The organism is Rhizobium sp. R86522 (assembly GCF_042466255.1).
Classification (GTDB): domain Bacteria; phylum Pseudomonadota; class Alphaproteobacteria; order Rhizobiales; family Rhizobiaceae; genus Allorhizobium.
In genome coordinates this window covers 2319669-2340794 of the sequence record NZ_JAXHBX010000001.1, presented here as the reverse complement: position 1 = coordinate 2340794, position 21126 = coordinate 2319669, and the positions used below count along the sequence as shown (strand labels likewise).

General features: G+C 62.5%; 17 protein-coding genes. 13 read left to right on the top strand and 4 right to left on the bottom strand.

The window, feature by feature from the left end:
* The 9 genes from SJY08_RS11315 (at position 1) to SJY08_RS11275 (ending at position 7895) form a co-directional block, all read left to right on the top strand.
* On the top strand, positions 1-210 hold the full coding sequence (locus SJY08_RS11315) for a hypothetical protein (protein ID WP_377275663.1): 210 nt from the start codon (positions 1-3) through the stop codon (positions 208-210).
* A 377-nt stretch (positions 211-587) separates the two neighbouring features.
* A complete protein-coding gene (locus SJY08_RS11310) occupies positions 588-827 on the top strand; it encodes a hypothetical protein (protein WP_069041794.1) in 240 nt (79 codons plus the stop codon).
* A 45-nt stretch (positions 828-872) separates the two neighbouring features.
* Positions 873-1538 (top strand): response regulator transcription factor, encoded by a 666-nt coding sequence (locus SJY08_RS11305; RefSeq protein ID WP_006727294.1) that lies wholly within the window; start codon positions 873-875, stop codon positions 1536-1538.
* On the top strand, positions 1535-2929 hold the full coding sequence (locus SJY08_RS11300; protein ID WP_054151268.1) for an ATP-binding protein: 1395 nt from the start codon (positions 1535-1537) through the stop codon (positions 2927-2929). The genes SJY08_RS11305 and SJY08_RS11300 overlap by 4 nt, the downstream gene beginning before the upstream one ends.
* A 123-nt stretch (positions 2930-3052) precedes the next feature.
* On the top strand, positions 3053-3460 hold the full coding sequence (locus SJY08_RS11295) for a hypothetical protein (protein WP_054151267.1): 408 nt from the start codon (positions 3053-3055) through the stop codon (positions 3458-3460).
* A 181-nt stretch (positions 3461-3641) separates the two neighbouring features.
* Entirely contained in the window at positions 3642-4862 is a 1221-nt protein-coding gene (gene ccmI / locus SJY08_RS11290; RefSeq protein WP_377275659.1) for a c-type cytochrome biogenesis protein CcmI, read from the top strand.
* On the top strand, positions 4859-5311 hold the full coding sequence (gene ccmE, locus SJY08_RS11285; RefSeq protein ID WP_300889542.1) for a cytochrome c maturation protein CcmE: 453 nt from the start codon (positions 4859-4861) through the stop codon (positions 5309-5311). The genes ccmI and ccmE overlap by 4 nt, the downstream gene beginning before the upstream one ends.
* Positions 5308-7296 (top strand): heme lyase CcmF/NrfE family subunit, encoded by a 1989-nt coding sequence (locus tag SJY08_RS11280; protein ID WP_054151264.1) that lies wholly within the window; start codon positions 5308-5310, stop codon positions 7294-7296. The genes ccmE and SJY08_RS11280 overlap by 4 nt, the downstream gene beginning before the upstream one ends.
* A gap of 164 nt (positions 7297-7460) precedes the next feature.
* Positions 7461-7895 carry a cytochrome c-type biogenesis protein gene (locus SJY08_RS11275; RefSeq protein WP_153763564.1) on the top strand — a complete coding sequence of 145 codons (435 nt, stop codon included), beginning with the start codon at positions 7461-7463 and terminating at the stop codon, positions 7893-7895.
* Here the strand turns inward: SJY08_RS11275 and SJY08_RS11270 are convergent, their stop codons facing one another.
* A complete protein-coding gene (locus tag SJY08_RS11270) occupies positions 7896-8213 on the bottom strand; it encodes a type II toxin-antitoxin system RelE/ParE family toxin (RefSeq protein ID WP_377275656.1) in 318 nt (105 codons plus the stop codon).
* A complete protein-coding gene (locus SJY08_RS11265; protein ID WP_054149641.1) occupies positions 8210-8470 on the bottom strand; it encodes a CopG family ribbon-helix-helix protein in 261 nt (86 codons plus the stop codon). The genes SJY08_RS11270 and SJY08_RS11265 overlap by 4 nt, the downstream gene beginning before the upstream one ends.
* A gap of 208 nt (positions 8471-8678) precedes the next feature.
* On the opposite strand from SJY08_RS11265, the gene SJY08_RS11260 reads away from it, so the two are divergent.
* From SJY08_RS11260 to SJY08_RS11245, 4 genes are all read left to right on the top strand, one after another.
* On the top strand, positions 8679-10223 hold the full coding sequence (locus tag SJY08_RS11260; protein WP_300889539.1) for a Do family serine endopeptidase: 1545 nt from the start codon (positions 8679-8681) through the stop codon (positions 10221-10223).
* Positions 10224-10320: 97 nt separating this feature from the next.
* The gene (locus SJY08_RS11255; RefSeq protein ID WP_150127417.1) at positions 10321-11079 is read left to right on the top strand and encodes a response regulator transcription factor; all 759 of its coding nucleotides are present in this window, start codon (positions 10321-10323) and stop codon (positions 11077-11079) included.
* A gap of 1 nt (position 11080) precedes the next feature.
* The gene (locus SJY08_RS11250; protein WP_377275652.1) at positions 11081-12496 is read left to right on the top strand and encodes a sensor histidine kinase; all 1416 of its coding nucleotides are present in this window, start codon (positions 11081-11083) and stop codon (positions 12494-12496) included.
* A gap of 52 nt (positions 12497-12548) precedes the next feature.
* Positions 12549-15500 (top strand): bifunctional [glutamine synthetase] adenylyltransferase/[glutamine synthetase]-adenylyl-L-tyrosine phosphorylase, encoded by a 2952-nt coding sequence (locus SJY08_RS11245; protein ID WP_377275650.1) that lies wholly within the window; start codon positions 12549-12551, stop codon positions 15498-15500.
* Between the two features lie 91 nt (positions 15501-15591).
* Here SJY08_RS11245 and SJY08_RS11240 read toward each other — a convergent pair whose 3' ends face one another.
* Positions 15592-17667, bottom strand: coding sequence for an autotransporter domain-containing protein (locus SJY08_RS11240; RefSeq protein ID WP_377275648.1), 2076 nt, complete (start codon positions 17665-17667; stop codon positions 15592-15594).
* An 889-nt stretch (positions 17668-18556) separates the two neighbouring features.
* Positions 18557-20917 (bottom strand): PAS domain-containing sensor histidine kinase, encoded by a 2361-nt coding sequence (locus tag SJY08_RS11235; protein WP_377275646.1) that lies wholly within the window; start codon positions 20915-20917, stop codon positions 18557-18559.
* Positions 20918-21126 lie beyond the last annotated feature (209 nt).

Below are 21126 nucleotides of genomic sequence, written 5' to 3'. Positions count from 1 at the left end.
ATGCTGGAGATGAAACCATGGTACCAGTCGAAGACCGTCTGGGGCGCCCTGATTGCGATCGCTGCCCCGCTTCTCGGCAGGGCCGGACTGGAGCTCGGCGGCGCCGAGCAGGCCGAAATTGCCAATGCACTGACGACGCTTGCCGGCACGGTCGGAGGATTGCTCGCGCTCTACGGGCGGCTGACGGCGACGAAGGGCGTGGGTGGGTGAGGGCGGGCCGATGTTGCCAACTGCACCGATCCCCTCACTTGCGAAATCTGAAGTTTAGGCGGCTTACGCTCGCCTAAGCCTTCGATTTCGCTTTCTCCCCCACGATTGGGGGAGAGGAAGGCCAAGGCCGGCCGCGTCATCTCCTCTCCCCTTTTGGGAGAGGTTACAAAATCGAGGGCTTAGCCCGATGAGGGCTAAACCTCAGATTTTGTTGGAGAGGGGACCGACAAGGTGACCTCTGCGTCTTGCCCCCTGTGTGACGGTCGTGATTGGCTCCCGACCGTGATCCACACTCTGAGTCCACGCATTCATTTGCCATTCAGACGCCTTGCGGTAAATAATTTGCCAAAGTGGACGTCATCCAAGAAGAAGCAGCAATGGCATCTTTCATGAAATACGCGGGCCTGGCACTGGCCGTGACCGTGGCGGCTCTGCCGGCGACGGTGGGCGATGCCGTGGCGGCGGATTGCAGACAAGCCGCGGAACGCGTGGTCGCCGAAGTCGGCGGGCAGTTGCTTTCCGTGCACGAATCGGGCGGTGAATGCGTGATCGTCGTGCTCGTGCCGGGCAACGGCAACGAACGGCCGCGCAAGGTCACGATGCGGGTCGCCGAGTGACCCGCCTCCGGGATTGAAGAGCTTTCCGCACCGAGGGGTGAACGCATGCGCATTCTCGTCGTCGAAGACGATGTCAATCTGAACCGCCAGCTTGTCGAGGCCCTGCAGGAAGCGGGATATGTGGTCGACAAGGCTTTCGACGGCGAGGAAGGCCATTTCCTCGGCGAGACCGAACCCTATGACGCCGTCATCCTCGACATCGGCCTTCCCGAGATGGACGGCATTACGGTGCTGGAGAAATGGCGCGCCGCAAGCCGGGTCATGCCGGTACTGATTTTGACCGCTCGCGACCGCTGGTCGGACAAGGTGGCCGGTATCGATGCAGGCGCCGATGACTATGTCACCAAGCCTTTCCATGTCGAGGAAGTGCTCGCCCGTATCCGCGCCCTGATCCGCCGTGCGGCAGGCCATGCATCCTCGGAAATCGTCTGCGGCCCCGTCCGGCTCGACACCAAAAGCTCGAAGGCCACCGTCGAAGGCGTGACGCTGAAGCTCACCTCGCATGAGTACCGGCTTCTGTCCTATCTCATGCACCATATGGGCGAGGTCGTGTCGCGGACCGAACTGGTCGAGCATCTCTACGACCAGGATTTCGACCGCGATTCCAACACGATCGAGGTCTTTGTCGGCCGTCTGCGCAAGAAGCTCGGCGTCGACATGATCGAGACCGTGCGCGGCCTCGGCTACCGAATCCAAGCCCCGGCGAAATGAGGATCCGCTCGCTCACCGCGCGCGTCCTGATCCTCGCCACGCTCTGGTCGGCGCTGGCCCTGGTGACGATTGCGGTAGCGATTTCAGCCCTCTATCGCCAGGGTGTCGAGCGCGGATTCAACAATCTCCTGCGCGCCCAGCTCTATAACGTCGTCAACTCGGTCTCGATCGGCGATAGCGACAGCCTGACCGGTTCGCCGGCGCTGGGTGATCTCCGGTTCTCCCAGCCAGCAACCGGTTGGTATTGGCTGGTTGAGCCGCTCGGCAACTATGCCACGGCACCGCTCGCCTCCGCCTCGCTCGGGGTCGCAAACCTGGCCGTCCCCGACGTGGACGCAACACCCTTCGACCAGAACTACGAACGCTATTACGAAATGACGGATGATGTCGGTAACCAGATAAGGGTTGCCGAAACCGAAGTGGTGCTCGACGACCAGGGACGGGCGGCGCGCTTCCGCGTGTCTGGCAATCTACAGGTGGTCGAGGACGAGATCGCCTTTTTCACCAGCCGTCTTTATGCGGCTCTCGCGGTGGTTGGTATTGGCGGCCTCGTCGTCAACGGACTTGCCATTCTCTATGGCCTGAAACCGCTCGACCGCGCGCGCCGGGCGCTGGAACGAATCCGACGTGGCGAGGCCGAGCGGATCGAAGGCGATTTCCCCAGCGAAGTTCAGCCGCTTGCCAACGAGATCAACGCGCTGATCGACAGCAACCGCCGCATTGTCGAGCGGGCCCGCATGCAGGTCGGCAATCTCGCCCATTCTCTGAAAACGCCAATCGCCGTGCTTTTGAACGAGGCGCGCACCCTGGAGAAGAACCAGGCCGAAGTCATCGCGACCCAGGCCGAGGCCATGCAGGCGCAGGTAAGCTCCTATCTGAACAGGGCGCGGATCGCAGCCCAGCGCGACAGCGTGCTGGCCCGCACCGAAGCGCAGCCCGTCATGGAGCGGCTGGCGCGGGTGATGCGCAAGCTGAACGCCGATATCGTGTTCGAACTCGATGTCGCGCCGGACCTGACCTTCGCGATGGAGCAGCAGGATGTCGAGGAAGTTGTCGGCAACCTGCTCGAAAACGCCTCCCGCTTTGCCCGAACCAAGGTCGTCACCCGGGCCGTGATGACGACCCGTGATGGCGACACGACCGACGGCCGGCGCGGCTGGATCGAGGTGGTGGTCGAAGATGACGGGCCGGGGCTTGCCCCCGACCAGATCGGCGAGGCGCTGAAGCGCGGCCGAAGGCTCGACGAGAGCAAGCCCGGCACGGGGCTCGGGCTGTCGATCGTCAAGGAGATTTCGGGGGAATATCAAGGCTCTTTCGGCCTGTCGCGCGCCGGCATCGGTGGGCTTCGCGCACAGTTGATCCTACCAGCTGTGACCAAGGACACTGCGTGATTGATTTTCCTGTGAAATTACATAGGTGTATAAGATGGCCTTGAGCCGGTCGAAGGCCGCGATCCGCTTCGCGCGAAACGATCGGCCTAGACAACAGAAATCGACGGGACTTGGAACGGTCTGATGGGTGTGAAGCACTTCGGGATACTTGCAACCACTGGCCTCGTGTCGCTCGCGCTTGCGGGCTGCACCACTTCGGGCGGCGGACGCAGCGCAATCGCCAATTCCGCGGTCTATATTTCTGCCTTGCAGGGGGGCATCGTATCCCGGACTGGCGTCGAACTCTCGCGCAGCCAGACGCAGCGGGCGCTCGAAGCCGAATATCGCGCGCTTGAGGCTGCCCCCGGTGGCCAGCCTGTAATCTGGGCAGGCGGCGAGGTGCGTGGGGAGGTCATTGCAGCCGCCCCTTACCAGGTCGGCCAGCAGAACTGCCGCCAGTTCACCCACAAGGTTTTTACGGACGGGCGTGAACGCCAGGCCCGCGGCGCTGCCTGCCGCAACCCGAACGGCACCTGGACGCCGCTGAGCTGAGGCGAACCCGGGGCTGCTGATCCCGAGGATTTCAATCATTTGAACGCGCCTCCCACTTGACTTGGGTCAAGGCTGGGCGGGTTATGGTGACTTAGAGAATTCTTGCGGCCAAACGCCTCAACTTTCCGTCAGGCGAGGTTTGGCTGTTGGAAAGCACCTGTCCTTGACGTAATTGAGTTTCATGTTGTTCTGGATCATCTCCGCGCTTCTGACGGTCCTTGTTGCCGTCGTCCTGCTGTCCCCCTTGCTGCGGGCTTCGGCCCGAGCGACGCGTTATGACGAAGGCGAGGCGGCGGTCTATCGCGACCAGCTGCGCGAGCTGGAGCGGGACAAGGCCGGGGGGCTTATTTCTCCCGAAGATGCCGATTATGCGCGCGCCGAAATCGGCCGTCGTCTGCTGGCGATCGCAGGTCGGGAGAAGGCCGGTGGCGAAGGCGAGGGGGACGAGCCCGCTGATGCCGCGGCGAAGCGTTCCGGCCGCCGTCGCTACACCTGGTCGCAAGCCTTCATCCTGCTCTGTCTTCCCGTGATCGGGCTTGCGGGCTATCTGGAAATCGGCAGCCCGGGCACACCCGATGCGCCGCTCGAAGCACGCATTGCCGACCCCGGCGACGATGTCGATCTGTTGGTGGCCAAGGTGGAGCGGCATCTCGCGACCACACCGGAAGACGGGAACGGCTGGAACGTTCTGGCGCCCGTCTATTTTCGTATTGGCCGCTATGACGATGCCGAGCTTGCCTTTCGCAATGCGATCCGCATTCTCGGGCCGGATGCCGAGCGTATGAACGGCCTCGGCGAGACCGTTGTCATGCGCAATGACGGGATCGTCACCGACGATGCCCAGATGGCCTTCCAGGCGGCGCTGAAGCTCGAACCCAACAATCCGCGTGCCGACTTCTATCTGGCGCTGGCGCTCGAGCAGTCCGGTCGCCGCGCCGAGGCGCTCACGGCCTTCCAGAACATCGCCAAGGCCTCGCCGCCGACGGCCCCCTGGATGCCACTGGTCAACCAGCATATTGCGGTCAACAGCGCCGGCGTGCCGTTGGTCAATCAGCCCGCGCCGGCGACACCGGAAGGCGAAGCTCAGGCTCAGAACCCGGCAGCCCCGGGCAACCCGACGGCCGAGGACGTTGCCAACGCCGGAGCCATGTCGGAGGCTGATCGCGGCGAGATGATCCGCGGCATGGTGGCGAGCCTCGATGCACGGCTGAAGGAAGATCCGAATAATTTTGAAGGCTGGATGCGGCTCGTCCGCTCCTATGCGATGCTGAAAGACAAGGAACGGGCAGAAGCCGCGCTCAAGGAGGGCCTAAAAACCTTCCCGGCCGACGGCGCCGAGGGCCAGCAGCTGCTCGCCATGGCGAGGGAACTCGACCTGTCCGTTGAGGAGGTGAGCCAATGACCCGCAAACAGAAACGCCTGGCCGTGATTGGCGGTGGCATGGGTTTCATCCTGACCGCCGTGCTTCTGGTGATGTTCGCCTTTGGCCAGTCGATCGCCTATTTCTATGTGCCCAACGATCTTGCCGAATCCGATGTCCAGCCGGGCACCCGCATCCGCCTCGGCGGACTGGTCGAGACGGGTTCGCTGGTGCGCGGAGAAGGCTCGACGGTAACCTTCACAGTGACCGACACCCTGAGCCAGTTGCCGGTGACCTATACCGGCATCCTCCCCGATCTCTTCCGCGAGGGGCAGGGGGTCGTCGCCGAAGGTCGCTTCGAGGGCATGGGCAAGCTGTTCGTCGCCGATACCGTTCTCGCCAAGCATGACGAGAACTACATGCCGAAGGACGTTGCGGACCGTCTGGAGGCGCAAGGGGTTCAACTGAGCGGCAAGGAGAAGATCCAATGATCATCGAGCTTGGCCATTATGCCCTCGTTCTGGCGCTTGCCACCTGTCTCGTCGTCTCCATCCTGCCGGTGATCGGTGCGCGCCGCGGCGACGCGGCGATGATGGCGGTCGCGACCACCGGCACCTACGCGCTCTTCCTGCTCGTGGGCTTTTCCTTTGCGGTTCTGACCTACGGCTACGTCGTTTCCGACTTTTCGGTCCAGAACGTCTACGAGAACTCCCATTCGCTGAAGCCGATGATCTACAAGATCTCCGGCGTCTGGGGGAACCATGAAGGCTCAATGCTGCTCTGGGTGCTGATCCTGGCTTTCTTCAGCGCCATGGTCGCCTTTTTCGGTACCAACCTGCCGGACCGTCTGAGGGCGAATGTGCTGGCCGTGCAGGCCTGGATCACCGCCGCCTTCACGCTCTTCATCCTCTTGACCTCGAACCCCTTCATCCGCCTTTCGCCCATTCCGGCCGAGGGGCAGGACCTCAATCCGGTCCTGCAGGATATTGGCCTCGCGATCCATCCGCCGCTGCTCTATCTCGGCTATGTCGGCTTCTCGGTCTGCTTCTCCTTTGCGATCGCTGCGCTGATGGACGGTCGCATCGATGCCGCCTGGGCGCGCTGGGTACGGCCCTGGACGCTGGCTGCCTGGGTGTTCCTGACCGCCGGCATCTCCATGGGCTCCTACTGGGCCTATTACGAACTCGGCTGGGGCGGCTGGTGGTTCTGGGATCCTGTCGAAAACGCCTCGTTGTTGCCCTGGCTTGCGGGCACGGCGCTCCTGCATTCGGCGCTCGTGATGGAAAAGCGTGACGCTTTGAAAATCTGGACGGTGTTGCTCGCCATCATCGCCTTCTCGCTGTCGCTGCTCGGCACCTTCCTGGTGCGCTCCGGCGTTCTGACTTCGGTGCATGCCTTCGCCACAGACCCGACGCGTGGCGTCTTCATTCTCGGCATTCTCGTCATCTTCATCGGCGGCGCGTTCATGCTCTTTGCCCTGCGTGCGCCGCTTTTGAAGGCCGGCGGCTTGTTCCAGCCGATCTCGCGTGAAGGCGCGCTCGTCCTCAACAACCTGATCCTGACGGTGTCTACCGCCTCGGTGCTGATCGGCACGCTCTATCCGTTGTTGCTCGAGACGCTGACGGGCGAGAAGATCTCGGTCGGTCCGCCCTTCTTCAACATCACCTTCGGGCTTCTGATGATCCCGCTTCTGCTGGCGGTACCCTTTGGGCCGTTCCTCGCCTGGAAGCGCGGCGATCTGCTCGGCGCCTTGCAGCGCCTGTATGTGGCAGCGGCACTTTCGCTCGTTCTCGGTCTCGGCCTCTGGTACGCCCAGAACGGCGGGCCCGTGATGGCCGTGGGCGGTCTCGCACTCGCTTTCTTCGTCATGGGCGGCGCGGTCTCCGATCTCTGGTATCGCGCCGGTTTCGGAAAACATCCGGTCGCCACGGCTTGGGCTCGGTTGAAGGGCCTACCGCGCTCCGCCTTCGGTACGGCGCTCGGCCATTTCGGTGTGGGCGTCACGGTGCTCGGCGTCGTGGCTGTGACCACGTTCGAAACGGAAGCCGTGGTCGAGATGAAGCCTGGCATGACGGTGGAATCCGGTGGCTATGTCATCACCTTTGATGGCCTGCGCGCTGCCAACGGCCCGAACTACACCGAAGACCAGGGGCATTTCACCATCCGCGAGGGCGGTGTCGAAGTCGCCGATGTCTGGTCGTCGAAGCGGCTCTATACGGCCCGCCAGATGCCGACGACAGAAGCCGGCATCGTCACCTTCGGCTTCAGTCAGCTTTATGTCTCGCTGGGCGATCCGATGGCCGATGGCGGCATTGTCGTGCGGGTCTGGTGGAAGCCGTGGATCCTCTGCATCTGGTACGGCACGATCGTCATGATGGTCGGTGGTGTCGTGTCGCTGTCCGACCGCAGACTGCGGGTCGGTGCGCCGAAACGGGCCAAGGTGGCGGCAAAGCCGGTGCTGGAGGCTGCGGAGTGAGTGCTTGGTTTCAGAAGATTGCCCCTCACCCTGACCCTCTCCCCGCAAGCGGGGAGAGGGGATGGCAGGCGCTTGTGGCTTCGGCCTTCTCCCCGCTTGCGGGGAGAAGGTGGCGGCAGCCGGATGAGGGGCAGCGACGGCTTACACTCCACCGCCTTTTCCTCCTGCTCGCACTGCTCTTCACCCCCCTCCATGCCTTTGCCGTCAATCCCGACGAAGTGCTCGCCGATCCTGCTCTTGAACAGCGGGCGCGGGCCCTTTCGGCGGAGCTGCGCTGCATGGTCTGCCAGAACCAGTCGATCGACGATTCCAATGCCGAGCTCGCCCGCGACCTGCGCGTCGTGGTGCGTGAGCGGTTGGTGGGTGGCGACAGCGACGAGCAGGTGCTCGACTATGTCGTGTCGCGCTACGGGGAATTCGTGCTGTTGAAGCCGCGGCTCAGCATCCGGACGATCGGGCTCTGGGGCGCGCCGGCGGCACTCGCGATCATCGGGCTGATCGTGGCTGTGGTCTATACGCGCCGGCGCGCCGTGCAGCCGGTGGCGAAGCTCTCGCCCGAAGAGGAAGCTCGGTTGGGGAAGCTGCTGGATCGTGAGTGATCAAGGAAATTCGTAGTCGGAGGCATCGTCGAGCGGCAGTTCTGGTGGCCGCTCGCGACCGTGGGGGATTGTCAGAATGACGATGGCTGCGGCCCCAACCTCGTAGAGGATCAGATAATCTCCAAGGACGAAGCGCCGGATGCCGCTAAGGGGAAGCTCAGTTGCGTCCTGACCCATAATGGGAAACTGCGCGAGCGCTGTCAGGAACTGTTTGAAGTCGTGAAGCAAACGCTCGCCTGCTGCCCGATTTCGTTCTCTCAAGTAGCCGGCCTCGCGCGCGACATACGCTCTGGCACTGGGCGAAACGACGACTTTCACGCCGCGGCACCCTTGATGATGGCGTTCAGTTCGGCGAGCACATCATCGGCGTCCGTCCCCTCACCGTCGGCGATCGCCCTGCGTGCCTGCGCGATCTCAAGGATCTCGCGGCCTTCCTGAGCCATATAGGCCTTCAACGCCCGTACCATGACCCAGCTGCGGCTGCGTTCACAGGCGCCGGCCACAGCTTCGATTTCGCCCAGAAGATCAAGTGGCAAGCGAAGTGTGATCGGATCTGACAGATGCTGTTTCGACATAGCTTTTTGCTCCGTTTGTAATACGGATGATAGCTCTGGCCAGAGATGGGGTCAAATCCCGTCCAAGCTTTCGCCAAAGATTACGAAGAATTCATCTGCCGTACAGTTCGCCGTAACGTGACGCCCCCTATATCTCAGTTCATCCACCGCTTCCCACCGCCGGGTTGTCCGGCGGCTCCAGTCAGAAGAACAGATGAAGGTAGATCAAATGTCCGAGAACAAAGGTCCTTCGATGAAGTCGATCCTCAAGACCTCCACCGCAGCGGGCCTCGCCGCCATGATGCTGGTGACCGCTGCTCCCTTCGCCGCAGTTCCGGCGCTTGCCGCCCCGGTTGAAGTGAACGCACCGCAGGTCCCGAGTTTCGGCGATGTCGTGCAGGCCGTGCTGCCGGCCGTCGTCTCCGTCCGCGTCCAGTCGAATGTTCAGCCGGCCTCGTCCGACGAAAGCAATTTCTCCTTCAATTTCGGTGGCCGCAGCTTTGAAGATCTGCCGGACGATCACCCGTTGAAGCGCTTCTTCCGTGATTTCGGCGGTCCGGGCATGGAAGGTCCGCGCGACCGTGGTCCGCGCGCCGAGCGTGGCCCGGGACGCCTGCGTCCGACTTCGCAGGGCTCCGGCTTCTTCATCTCTGAAGATGGCTATATCGTTACCAACAACCACGTCATCGATGACGGTGCCGCCTTCACCATCGTGATGAACGACGGCAAGGAATATGATGCCAAGCTCGTCGGCAAGGACAGCCGAACCGATCTCGCGCTGCTCAAGGTCGACGCGCCGGACACCAAGTTCACCTATGTGAAGTTCGCAGACGACGAGAAGGTCCGCGTCGGTGACTGGGTCGTCGCTGTCGGTAACCCCTTCGGCCTCGGCGGCACGGTAACTGCCGGCATCATCTCCGCTCGTGGCCGCAACATTGGCTCCGGCCCCTATGACGACTATCTCCAGATCGACGCAGCGGTGAACCGCGGCAACTCGGGTGGTCCCGGCTTCAACCTGAACGGCGAAGTCGTCGGCATCAACACCGCGATCTTCTCGCCTTCAGGTGGCAATGTCGGCATTGCATTCGCGATCCCGGCCTCGGTTGCAACCGATGTCATCGCCAAGCTCAAGGAAACCGGGACGGTGTCTCGCGGCTGGCTCGGCGTGCAGATCCAGCCGGTGACCCAGGACATCGCCGACAGCCTCGGCCTGTCTGAGGCAGCCGGTGCTCTGGTTGTTGCCCCGCAGGCCGGCTCGCCCGGCGAAGATGCCGGCATTCAGCAGGGTGACGTGGTGACTGCCGTCAATGGCGACCCGGTCAAGGATCCTCGCGATCTCGCTCGCCGCATTGCCGCCTATGCCCCGGATACCACGGTTGATGTGACGCTGTGGCGCGATGGCAAGGCGACCGAAGTCGAGGTCAAGCTCGGTGAACTGCCGGCGGAGCAGTCTGCGAGTGCCGGCACGGAGAATGATGCCGCACCCGCTCCGGAAGCCGAGCAGGAACTGTCGGGCCTCGGCCTTTCCGTTCGCCCTGCTGATGGCGGCAAGGGGCTTGCCATCATCGACGTCGATCCGTCGAGCGACGCCGCCGACAAGGGCCTGAAGGCCGGGGAGACGATTACCTCGGTCAACAACCAGGAGGTCTCGTCCGCTGCCGATGTCCAGAAGGTCCTCGACCAGGCGAAGAAGGACGGCCGGACCCGGGCGCTCTTCCAGGTCGAATCGGATAGCGGCAGCCGCTTCGTGGCGCTGCCGATCGCCCAGGGCTAATTGTGATCTGACGAGGGGCGTCGGCGGTCGAGGACCGGCGGCGCCCCTTGTCGTTTCCGGTGGTCGCCGACCGCCAGATGCAAGGAAAGGACGAAGCATGGGGATCGCGGAACAAGGACAGCCTAAGTCCGGCGAAACCGGCTATACGGTGGCGGATGCTGAGGCTAATGTCGCGCGCATGAAGATACTTGTCATCGAAGACGATCTGGAAGCTGCAGCCTACATGACCAAGGCCTTTCGCGAGGCCGGCATCGTCGCCGACCATGCGAGCGACGGCGAAAGCGGGCTCTTCATGGGCACCGAAAACGCCTATGACGTGATGGTTGTCGACCGCATGCTGCCGCGCCGTGATGGCCTTTCCGTCATCAGCGAGCTGCGCAAGCGCGGCATCGATACGCCCGTCCTCATCCTCTCGGCGCTGGGCCAGGTGGATGACCGCGTGACGGGGCTTCGTGCCGGCGGCGACGATTACCTGCCGAAACCCTATGCCTTTTCCGAGCTCCTGGCGCGCGTCGAGGTGCTTGGCCGCCGCAAGGGCAAACCGGAGCAAGACATGGCCTACCGGGTCGGCGATCTCGAGCTCGACCGGCTCTCCCATGAGGTGAAACGCGCCGGCAAGGAGATCCTGCTGCAGCCGCGTGAATTCCGCCTTCTGGAATACTTGATGAAGAATGCCGGACAGGTGGTGACGCGCACCATGCTGCTCGAAAACGTCTGGGACTATCACTTCGACCCGCAGACCAATGTCATTGACGTGCATGTGTCGCGGCTGCGCTCGAAGATCGAAAAGGATTTCGACCGGCCGCTTCTGAAGACGGTTCGCGGTGCCGGTTACATGATCAAGGACGAAGGCTGACATGCGGCTGAAGTCCCGCATCGGGGTGCTGGCCAAGTCCACGGCCGTCCGGTTGTCTGCGCTCTACATCATTCTCTTTGCGCTCTGCGCCGCCTTCCTCGTCTTTTACGTAACGGGGCTCGCCGAGCGCATCCTCAACAACCAGACCCGCGATGCCCTTCGCCAGGAGGTGACCGAAATCCAGGGCGCCTTCGAGCGCGGCGGCATCAACCAGCTCTTGCGCACCATGGAGAGGCGTGCCCGCCAGCCGGGGGCGAACCTCTATGTGATCGCAAGCCCGAACGGAGAGATCCTCGCCGGCAATGTCGCCTCGCTTCAACCCGGTGTCTTCGACGAGGAGGGCTGGACCGATTTTCCCTTCCGCTACCAGCGTTATACCGACAGCGGCGGGGTGAAGCGTCACCTCGCGACGGGCCATGTCTTCGTGCTGGACAATGGCATCCGTGTGCTTGTTGGGCGCGATCTCGGCGAGCCAGGCAAGCTCAGACTTCTCGTGCGTCAGGCGCTCATGGTGGCGCTGCTGATCATGGGGATCGGCGCCGTCGTCATCTGGTTCGCCATCGGCCGCAATGCGCTGAAACGCATCGACCGTGTTTCGGAAGCGAGCCAGAAGATCATGGCCGGCGACCTGTCTCAGCGACTCCCCGTATCGGGCTCGGGCGACGAATTCGACCGGTTGTCGTCGTCGCTGAACGGCATGCTGGGGCGCATCGAACAGCTGAACGAGGGGCTGAAACAGGTTTCCGACAACATCGCCCACGATTTGAAGACGCCCTTGACGCGCCTGCGCAACAAGGCGGCCGATGCGCTGAACGAGGATGATGCGAATGCCCGCAGGGCAGCCCTTGAGACGATCATCGGCGAATCCGACCAGCTCATCCGCACCTTCAACGCGCTGCTGATGATTTCGCGCGTCGAAGCCGGATCGATTGCGGCCGAGCTTTCCGACATCGACATCTCTGCGATCGCGGCCGACAGCGCCGAGCTTTACGAGCCGGTGGCGGAAGAGGCCGGCCAGACGATGATCTGCGAGATCTCGCCGGGTCTGTCCGTGCGCGGCAACCGCGAACTGGTGGGACAGGCGATTTCCAACCTGATCGACAATGCCATTAAATATGGTGGTCAGGGAGAGGCAGGCTCGGAGATCCGGGTGCGAGTCTCGCGGGGGACGGATGGTGTCGAGATTTCCGTCTCGGACGAGGGGCCGGGCGTGCCTGCCGACAAACGTGCCGAGGTGGTCAAACGTTTCGTTCGGCTGGACAAGAGCCGGTCGAAGCCGGGGACAGGCCTGGGCCTGTCGCTCGTCGAGGCGATCATGGCCCTCCATGGCGGCCGGCTGCAACTGACGGATACTCGCAGCCATGCCGATTATCCCGGCCTGACCGCGACCATGGTTTTTCCCGGGATGAGGTCGTAACCTTACCCGGTTGGAGATTCGCTAGAAATCTCGACCGGGAGAGGAGACGCTGATGGGGAACGGCAGGACGAGCAGATTGTCCGATGTGGCCGACGGAGCAATCCGTCCGTTGAATCAGACAGAGCTCAAGGCGGCCACCGCTTTGCTCAAGGATCTGACGAAACAGGAGCCGGCGCTCGTCGAGCATCTTTCGGCTGAAGGGCCGCTGCGCAGCTTCATCCTTGCGGCTTTCACATTGTCCCCCTACCTGCGCGACGTCGCCAATCTGAAGCCGTCGCTTTTGCTCGATGCGGTCTCGGCACCGATCGAGCCGCAGATTGTCGATGCGATCGAAGAGGCGCGCACGGCCTGGAAGCCGGATGCCGCCGGTGCCGTGCCGGGCGAAGGCGAGGTGATGGCGAGGCTGCGGCGCGCCAAGCGCAAGGTGGCCTTTCTGACGGCGCTTGCCGATCTTGCCCGTGTGTTCACCGCCCGCGATACCACGGCCTGGCTGAGTGCGGTGGCAGACGCAGCCGTGGCTGCTACCATCGATCATCTGCTGCTTTCGGGCCATGAGGGCGGGAAGCTCACCCTCAAGAACCGGGACAATCCGGCTGAAGGCAGCGGGCTGATCGTGCTCGGCATGGGCAAGCACGGCGCCCGCGAGCTGAATTACTCCTCCGATATCGACCTTGTGATCTTCTACGACCCGGACGCCGGGATCCTTGGAGACCCCGACGATGCCATGGAGACCTATGGCCGGATGATGCGTCGTCTGGTGCGCATCCTGCAGGAGCGCACGGCGGATGGTTATGTCTTCCGCACCGACCTGCGTCTGCGGCCCGATCCTGGCTCGACACCGCTTGCCGTGCCTGTTGAAGCGGCGCTCATCTACTATGAGGGCAGAGGACAGAACTGGGAGCGGGCGGCCTTCATCAAGGCACGGCCGGTGGCCGGCGACCTAAAGGCGGGCGAGGGGTTCCTGAGGGAACTCGTGCCCTTCGTCTTCCGCAAATATCTCGATTATGCGGCCATCGCCGACATCCACTCGATCAAGCGTCAGATCCATGTGCACAAGGGCCACGGCGCAATCGCGGTGAAGGGACACAACGTCAAGCTCGGTCGCGGCGGCATCCGCGAGATCGAGTTCTTCGCCCAGACGCAGCAGCTGATCGCCGGCGGCCGCATGCCGGACCTCCGTTGCCGCCCGACCGAAGAAGCTTTGAAGGCGCTGGCCTCGGCGCGATGGATCGATGAGCAGACGGCGGAAGAACTGACGGACTGCTACTGGTTCATGCGCGATGTCGAGCATCGCATCCAGATGGTGCATGACGAGCAGACGCATGTCTTGCCCGAGACCGAGGCCGAGCTGAAGCGCATTGCCTTCATGCTGGGCTTCATCGACACGACGGCCTTTTCGCGGGCACTGGAAACGACGCTGAAGACCGTCGAGAAGCGTTACGCACGCCTGTTCGAAAAGGAGGAGGGCTTGTCGAGCGCGACCGGCAATCTCGTCTTTACCGGCCAGCAGGATGACCCAGACACGCTGAAGACGTTGAAGGGGCTTGGCTTCGAGAGGCCCGAAGCCATCTCCGGTGTGATCCGCACCTGGCACTACGGTAGATACCGGGCGACGCAATCGGTCGAGGCCCGTGAGCGGCTGACCGAGATGACGCCAGATCTTTTGAAGGCCTTCGGCGAGAGCCGGCGGGCCGACGAGGCACTTCTGCGCTTCGACAATTTCCTCTCAGGGCTCCCCGCCGGCATCCAGCTCTTCTCGCTGCTCGGCAACAATCCCGCCCTTCTCGACCTGATGGTCAACATCATGGCGGCCGCGCCAAGGCTCGCCGAGATCATCGCCGAGCGACCGCATGTCTTTGATGGCATGCTGGATCCGGGCCTGCTGGTCGAACTTCCCACCCGTGACTATCTCGGCCAGCGGCTGAAGAGCTTTCTCTCCAGCGCCCGCCACTACGAGGAAATCCTCGACCGGCTGCGCATCTTTGCCGCCGAACAGCGTTTCCTGATCGGCATCCGTCTGCTGACCAGTTCGATTGGCGGCGCCCAGGCAGGCCATGCCTTTACCGACCTCGCCGACCTCGTCATCGACGAGGCGCTGAAGGCGGTCATCGCGGAGATGGAGGCGGCGCATGGCAGGATCCCTGGCGGCCGGGTGGCGCTGGCCGGCATGGGCAAGCTCGGCTCCTTCGAGCTGACGGCAGGATCCGACGTCGACCTGATCCTGCTCTACGAGCATGACGACGATGCCTCTGAATCGGATGGTGCAAAGCCGCTTGATCCGGTGCGTTACTTCACCCGGTTGACGCAAAGGCTGATCGCGGCACTCTCGGCGCCGACGGCAGAAGGCGTGCTCTACGAGGTCGACATGCGGCTTCGCCCCTCCGGCAACAAGGGGCCGGTCGCAACGAGGCTTCGCGCCTTTGCCCGTTATCAGCGCGAGGAGGCCTGGACCTGGGAACACATGGCGCTCTCGCGGGCCCGCATGATGTCCGGCGATGCAGGCCTCGTGGCCGAGGCCGAGCGGATCATCGAGGAGGTGCTGGCAGCCCCGCGCGATCGCGCAAAGACCGTCAAGGACGTGCTGGAAATGCGCGCCCTGATCGAACAGGAGAAGCCGGCCAAGGACATATGGGATCTGAAGCTCATTCCCGGCGGCCTGGTTGATATCGAGTTCATCGCGCAGTATCTGGCGCTTCTGGCTCCCTCCACAGGCCACCGCGTGCGCACCAATGAATTGTCCACTGCGGATGCTCTGAAGGCACTCGGCACGCTGATCGACCCCAACGATCTCGATATCTGCCTCTCGGCGCTCAAGCTCTACACGGACCTGTCGCAGGTCATTCGCCTCTGCATCGACGGCCCCTTCGATCCCGCCAATGTCCCGGCCGGCCTGACCGACCGCGTGGCACGCGCCGCCGAAAGTCCCGATATGAAAACGGCCGAGTCGGAAGTGAAGCGGCTGTCCAAGGCGGTGAGGAAGGTGTTCTCGCGGGTGGTGGTGTAGGACGCACGGGACGTTGCGGCTACACCTGAACTGAAAATGCAAAAGCCGCCGGGTTACCGGCGGCTTTTGCATGTCTTGCGCGACATTGGCCTCAGAAGTCGACCTTCCATCCGGAGCGCAGCCAGACGTCAGGATCGTCGCTTTCGGTCGTGGCGTTCAGCATGAAGGAAGCGACGCCGCCGCCGATGGCGAGTTCGGTGCCGACGCCACCGCGCAGCCAGAACTGCTTGATGTCTTGACCGGCAACTGCGAGCTGGACGCCGGCGACTTCCGTCGACGTGCCTGTGCTCTGCTCTTCGAAGCGGTAGGCGGCTTCGGCACGGGCGAGGAGGGACACGGTGTCGTTCAGCTTGTAGACGCCGTCGACCCCGAGGCGGGCGATGGTCGCGTTTTCACTCACCGCATTATGGCTGGCGGGGAAGCCGCCGCCGGTTTCCCTGTAGGCATCCGTCTTCGCCAAGGTTCGCGAAAGCGCGAGGTAGGGCGTAAAGGCGGCATCACCCAAGGTGAGCGCGTTCAGCCAGTCGACGCGCACCTTGCCGGAGAGCATTTCCGTATCGGTTTCGCCTTTCGAATAGTCGAGTGCGGTGCCGTTCAGATAACCACGATTGATGTCAAGCTTGCCGCGACCGTAGAGGCCGCCGGCAGTCAGATAGAGATCACCGACCAGATTGGCCGTAACTTCGGGTGCCACGTACCAGCCAAGTGCCTGGAAGTCGCCGCCGTCATAGAGATCCTGATCGGTATGCGTCGTGCCACCCTGGAGGCGCACGGTGACGCCGTCCATCAGGCCGTAGCCGAAACCGAAATCTCCCAGCGCGACAGCCCCTTCGGACTTCGTACCGCTGTCGTAACCGGTGTCCACGGTACCCCAGACGGAACGACGGCCGACGTCGAGAAGATTGCGCATCGGGCTGCCCTGGGCACCGAACATGACAGTGCTGGCGGTTGATGTCTGGAGGCCGATCGCCACGGAATTCGTCTGTGCGGCGGAAGCAACATAGTTGGAAACGTTGATCACGCCTCCCGCAACAGGCTTGACCACGCTTCCTGGAACAGGGTCGATCACGCCTGCCGCATCAGGATCGACATGGGCGATGTAGTAGCCGCCGCCGTTCGCAAGCCGGCCAAAAACGGTTTCGCCATCGGCAGAAACGGCCGCGGCATCGCCGGTGATGTCTTGCGCCAGCGTGACCCCATTGTCGCGGAGCCATTGATCGACGGTGATCATGCCGCTCTCGTTGGTCCAGCGAAAACCACGGTAGAGGATCACGGGACCTTCTGGCCCTTGGGCACCGCTGGGGTCAGGCATGCTGGCATTGCCGATGACGACTGCGCCGTCGTCGCTGACGCCGAGTGCAAATGAATTGATGAAACCTGGTGCTTGGAGATCCCCGATCGCGCCATTGGCCCAGCGGAACGCCCGCGCACCGCCCGATGCACCGGTGGAGTACCCCACCAGGACACTGCCATCCCGGTTCATTGCTTGGAGAGTCGTTTGACCGCCACCACCGAGATCGCCGAGGTCGGTCAGGCCCGTCTGAACCGTCCAGCGAAAGGCGCGAAGGCCCAATTCGTTAAACAATCCACCGCCAACGACACTGCCGTCGAAGCTGACATGAGTGGCGAAGCTTGCAGTTTGGGCGTCAGGAACGCCGATGCCGACCATCCCGCCGCCGCGTATCCAGACGAACGCTTGCTGCACCTCGTCGGCGTTATAGGAATAGCCAACGACCGTGCTGCCATCGCCGCTCAGCGCGTTAGCATAGGATTGAGTGCCACCGAGAGTGCCGAGATTGGTGATCGTCGTGTCACCTTTATGCCAGTAGAACGCCGTAGGATTGTTATAGTAGTTCGTCCCTGCTACCGCCGAACCATCGTCGCTGACGTGCCGCAGGTCGAATGTGTAGCCGACCGTATCGGTGCCCACGTACGTCAACCCGTCAGCTTGTGACCAGACGAAAAGACGGCGGGTCTCGGGGTTAATCAACTCGTGACCGACCACGGTACTTCCGTCGCCGCTGATCGCGGTCGCATCAAGATCATTCGATGGGGTGGTGATCGTGTTTGGTCCGGCGGAGAGTTGATTGCTATCCTGGTAACTCGAGTAGCCGGTGCTGGCGCCGATACCGCTTGGCGATCTCGTGAAGCCCAAAATGTTTGCCAAGTAACCCCTGGAGAGCAAGACGGATAGATCGCGGTTGACAAGGCTAGTCGCCTGCACCGGACCGGTAAGGCCGAGGCTCATCACTAGGCTTAGTGAAGTGGCAGTGACAAGAGAAAGACGACGGTGGCGAAGCGAGGGGAAATGCTGTGATGCTGTCATGGTTGAGTGGCACTCTATAGCCGTTAAAACTACAGGGTGTATTTCTCCTCGATAAGTTGAGACTGTATTTGGCGGTAGGTTTTCTTGCGGGCAGATGTATTGCGAATTATGGGGCGCTCATAACTCTCGGAAATACAAGCGATGTTTGTTGCGCGCAATCGAGCTTTGAGGGCGGAAGGCGACGCTACCAAACAAAGTACAAAATTATCACGATATCACATTAGATGGGTGCCGTTGCAGCCCGCCGACGGTTTGGGCTGATCCATCAAGAGGATCCTTGACGCGCAGATGCCAAGATAGAGCAGGGCGGTCCCAACAAGGACGCAGGCGCGTTCGCGCTGGGCGGAATGGTCGAGGCGCGCCAGTGCATTGATAGTGGCGGGAGCAAGGCCGAGTTTGAGAGCGCCGAGATAGCCGATCCTCATCCAGATCAGGGAAATGACGCCGTAGCGGGCGTCGCCGACCTAATCCATATGCCGGCGACTGTCAGGATCATCAACCTGATCGGCAGCAGGGCGCCGATCAGTTCGATGATGAAATTGACATAGAGCCCACTGCGCTATTTGCCTTCACTGGCCAGTGCGGTCCCTGTTTTGCCTCCGGCCTCGTGCCGGATTATCCCGAGCCTGTCATGGCCCGAGGACCCTCACGGACGAGGCAGTTCGGCTGCGTATTCACCGGGAAGGGTTGCCGTGAGGTGAACACCGCTCAACGCTTGCAGCCGTCGCGTTCACGCGCGCCGCTTCAAGCCTTGGGCGAAGCTCACATCCGGGATGCGCATCGACACCACCGTGCCCTGGCCCTCGCGGGAGCGGATCTTCAGCGAGCCGCCATGCAGCGCGACCAGCGAACGGGAGATGGCAAGGCCGAGACCCGAGCCGCCCTTCGACTTGGCATACTGGCTCTGCACCTGTTCGAAGGGATTGCCGATCTTGCTGAGCGCGCTTTTCGGAATGCCGATGCCGGTATCGGCGATGGAGACGATCACGGCACCCTGAACCTTGCGGGCCCGAAGAGCGATCTTGCCGCCTTCATCGGTGAACTTGACGGCGTTGGACAGGATGTTGAGCAGGATCTGCTTGATGGCGCGACGGTCGGCGACGAGCGAGAGGCTGGCTTCGATACGCTGTTCGACGGTGATGTTCTTCTCTTCTGCCGGGATCGCGGTCAGCCGCATGCTCTCTTCGATCAGTGGGCAGAGATCGATGGTTTCGCAGCGGATCTTCATCTGTCCCGCCTCGATCTTCGACATGTCGAGGATGTCGTTGATGACGTTCAACAGGTGTTTGCCGCTTTCGTGGATGTCCTTTGCATATTCCTCGTATTTCGGCGAACCGACCGGGCCGAACATGCGGGCGAGCAGGATTTCCGAGAAGCCGAGGATGGCGTTGAGCGGCGTCCTGAGCTCGTGGCTCATATTGGCGAGGAATTCCGACTTTGCCTTGTTGGCAGCTTCGGCATTCTGTTTCTCGGCGATATACTTTTCGTTGGCGTCGGAGAGTTCGGTCTTCTGACGCTCGAGGATCTTCTGAGAGGCGGAGAGATCGCCGATCGTGGCCATCAGGCGGCGTTCCTGTTCACGCAGGCGCTCCTGGTGCCGCTTGAGCAGCGTGATGTCTGTGCCGACCGAGACCAGGCCGCCGTCACGGGTGCGGCGCTCGTTGATCTGCAGCCAGCGCTCGTCGGCGAGCTGTACTTCCGAGGTGCGCGAATTGGTGCCGTCATCGGCGTCGGCGATGCGCCGCTGGATGATTGGCTTGCCGGCGGCCGCGAGCACCAGCGAACGCTCCTTGCCGGGCACCAGCACGTCGTCAGGCAGACCGTAGACCTTCTGGAAATGGCCGTTCCAGGCGACGAGCTTGTCGTTCTTGTCCCAGAGTACGAAGGCTTCCGAGGTGCATTCGATCGCGTCAGCGAGGCGCTGATCGGCTTCGGCGTAACGCTGGGCGAGGCGGTGCTGTTCGGTCACGTCCATTGCAATGCCGATCACATGCAGGTCGCCGGTATTGGAAGAGATGATCTGGGCGCGGGCGCGCATCCAGACATAATGGCCCTGGGCGTGGCGCATGCGGAAAATCTGGTCGATATGCCGCGAACTGCCGCGACCGACCGAGCGGGCGAGCGCATAGAGATTGCCATCGTCGGGATGCATCAGGCGGGCGGCATCGGCGAATGCCAGCGGCTGGGTCGAGGGCGTGAGGCCAAGCATGTCGTACATCGAGCGCGACCAGACGAGCTTGCGGCTTTCCAGATCGAAATCCCAGAGGCCGCAGCGACCGCGGGCGAGCGCCGTTTCCACCCGCAGGTTGGATTCGAGGAAGGTATCGTCTGCCTCACGGGCCCGCTTCACCTGGTAGAAATAGGCATAGAGGATGACGAAGAGGATGACGGTGATGCAGGTGAAGAGCGTAACGTTCAGCGACAGCTCGCGGCGCCAGAAGTCTTCGACAGCCTGCAGCGAATGGGCAGCGACGATCATCGCGCCATCGGTGCCGACGGGTGTGAAGATCGCGTGATGGGGCACGCCGTTCAGATCCGTTTCGATTGCGCCGGCGCGGCTGCCGGATTTGCGGATCGTCATCATCTCCGGCAGCAGGCTGACGAGCATCGAACCGACCTGACCTGCGGCTGCCGGCGACGAGCCGAAGACGCGGCCGGTGGGGTCGACGAGCAGCACGAGGGCACCGTTGGCAAAATGCTCGTGATCCAGATACGTGGCGAGGCGTTTCTCGGCCTCAGCGCGATTGCGGGTCTCAAATAGCGCCGGCCGTTCGCCGAGCGCGGCATTGACCGTGGCTGCGATCAGGGCCGTCGACTGGCGGGCTGCCGCTGCCATGCGCTGGTGTTCGTTGACGATGCCGATAGTGCGGGCGAGCGCCACGACGGCGAGAAAAGCGAGAATGAGGATCGGGATTGCCCGACGCAAAATGGTCTCGATCCGCATCGAGCGGACGGATACCTCGGCCTGACCCGGAACGGACGAGGACGAGCCGAAAAACCGCCGTCCGAGCCGCGTGAAGAATTCACCCCTGTCCGAAAATTTGATGCGCAGCCGCTCATCGGCTGCGGTGACCCGCCGCGCGTCCAACATCGTCCCTGCCTCTGTCCCTCGTGTGATTCGAGCGCCGCTTGCCCGAATCTGACGCCAAGGAATCATGGCCGATTCGGCTTGTCCAGAGCCGGTGCGTAAAGAAAATATTAACCCATTGCTCCGACTCCGCTTTTTTATCGGCGTCAGTGCAAGAGGCTGAATCTCATGGAAAATTAGCCGGCGTTTGGAGGCCGAAAAACGATCGAGGA

What these genes read in the sequence shown, in the direction of transcription:
- SJY08_RS11235 (WP_377275646.1), bottom strand. Translation starts at nt 20,917, where the DNA reads ATGTTGGACGCGCGGCGGGTCACCGCAGCCGATGAGCGGCTGCGCATC.
- SJY08_RS11295 (WP_054151267.1), top strand. Translation starts at nt 3,053, where the DNA reads ATGGGTGTGAAGCACTTCGGGATACTTGCAACCACTGGCCTCGTGTCG.
- SJY08_RS11305 (WP_006727294.1), top strand. Translation starts at nt 873, where the DNA reads ATGCGCATTCTCGTCGTCGAAGACGATGTCAATCTGAACCGCCAGCTT.
- SJY08_RS11300 (WP_054151268.1), top strand. Translation starts at nt 1,535, where the DNA reads ATGAGGATCCGCTCGCTCACCGCGCGCGTCCTGATCCTCGCCACGCTC.
- SJY08_RS11315 (WP_377275663.1), top strand. Translation starts at nt 1, where the DNA reads ATGCTGGAGATGAAACCATGGTACCAGTCGAAGACCGTCTGGGGCGCC.
- SJY08_RS11260 (WP_300889539.1), top strand. Translation starts at nt 8,679, where the DNA reads ATGTCCGAGAACAAAGGTCCTTCGATGAAGTCGATCCTCAAGACCTCC.
- ccmE (WP_300889542.1), top strand. Translation starts at nt 4,859, where the DNA reads ATGACCCGCAAACAGAAACGCCTGGCCGTGATTGGCGGTGGCATGGGT.
- SJY08_RS11265 (WP_054149641.1), bottom strand. Translation starts at nt 8,470, where the DNA reads ATGTCGAAACAGCATCTGTCAGATCCGATCACACTTCGCTTGCCACTT.
- SJY08_RS11245 (WP_377275650.1), top strand. Translation starts at nt 12,549, where the DNA reads ATGGGGAACGGCAGGACGAGCAGATTGTCCGATGTGGCCGACGGAGCA.
- SJY08_RS11255 (WP_150127417.1), top strand. Translation starts at nt 10,321, where the DNA reads ATGGGGATCGCGGAACAAGGACAGCCTAAGTCCGGCGAAACCGGCTAT.
- SJY08_RS11250 (WP_377275652.1), top strand. Translation starts at nt 11,081, where the DNA reads ATGCGGCTGAAGTCCCGCATCGGGGTGCTGGCCAAGTCCACGGCCGTC.
- ccmI (WP_377275659.1), top strand. Translation starts at nt 3,642, where the DNA reads ATGTTGTTCTGGATCATCTCCGCGCTTCTGACGGTCCTTGTTGCCGTC.
- SJY08_RS11310 (WP_069041794.1), top strand. Translation starts at nt 588, where the DNA reads ATGGCATCTTTCATGAAATACGCGGGCCTGGCACTGGCCGTGACCGTG.
- SJY08_RS11280 (WP_054151264.1), top strand. Translation starts at nt 5,308, where the DNA reads ATGATCATCGAGCTTGGCCATTATGCCCTCGTTCTGGCGCTTGCCACC.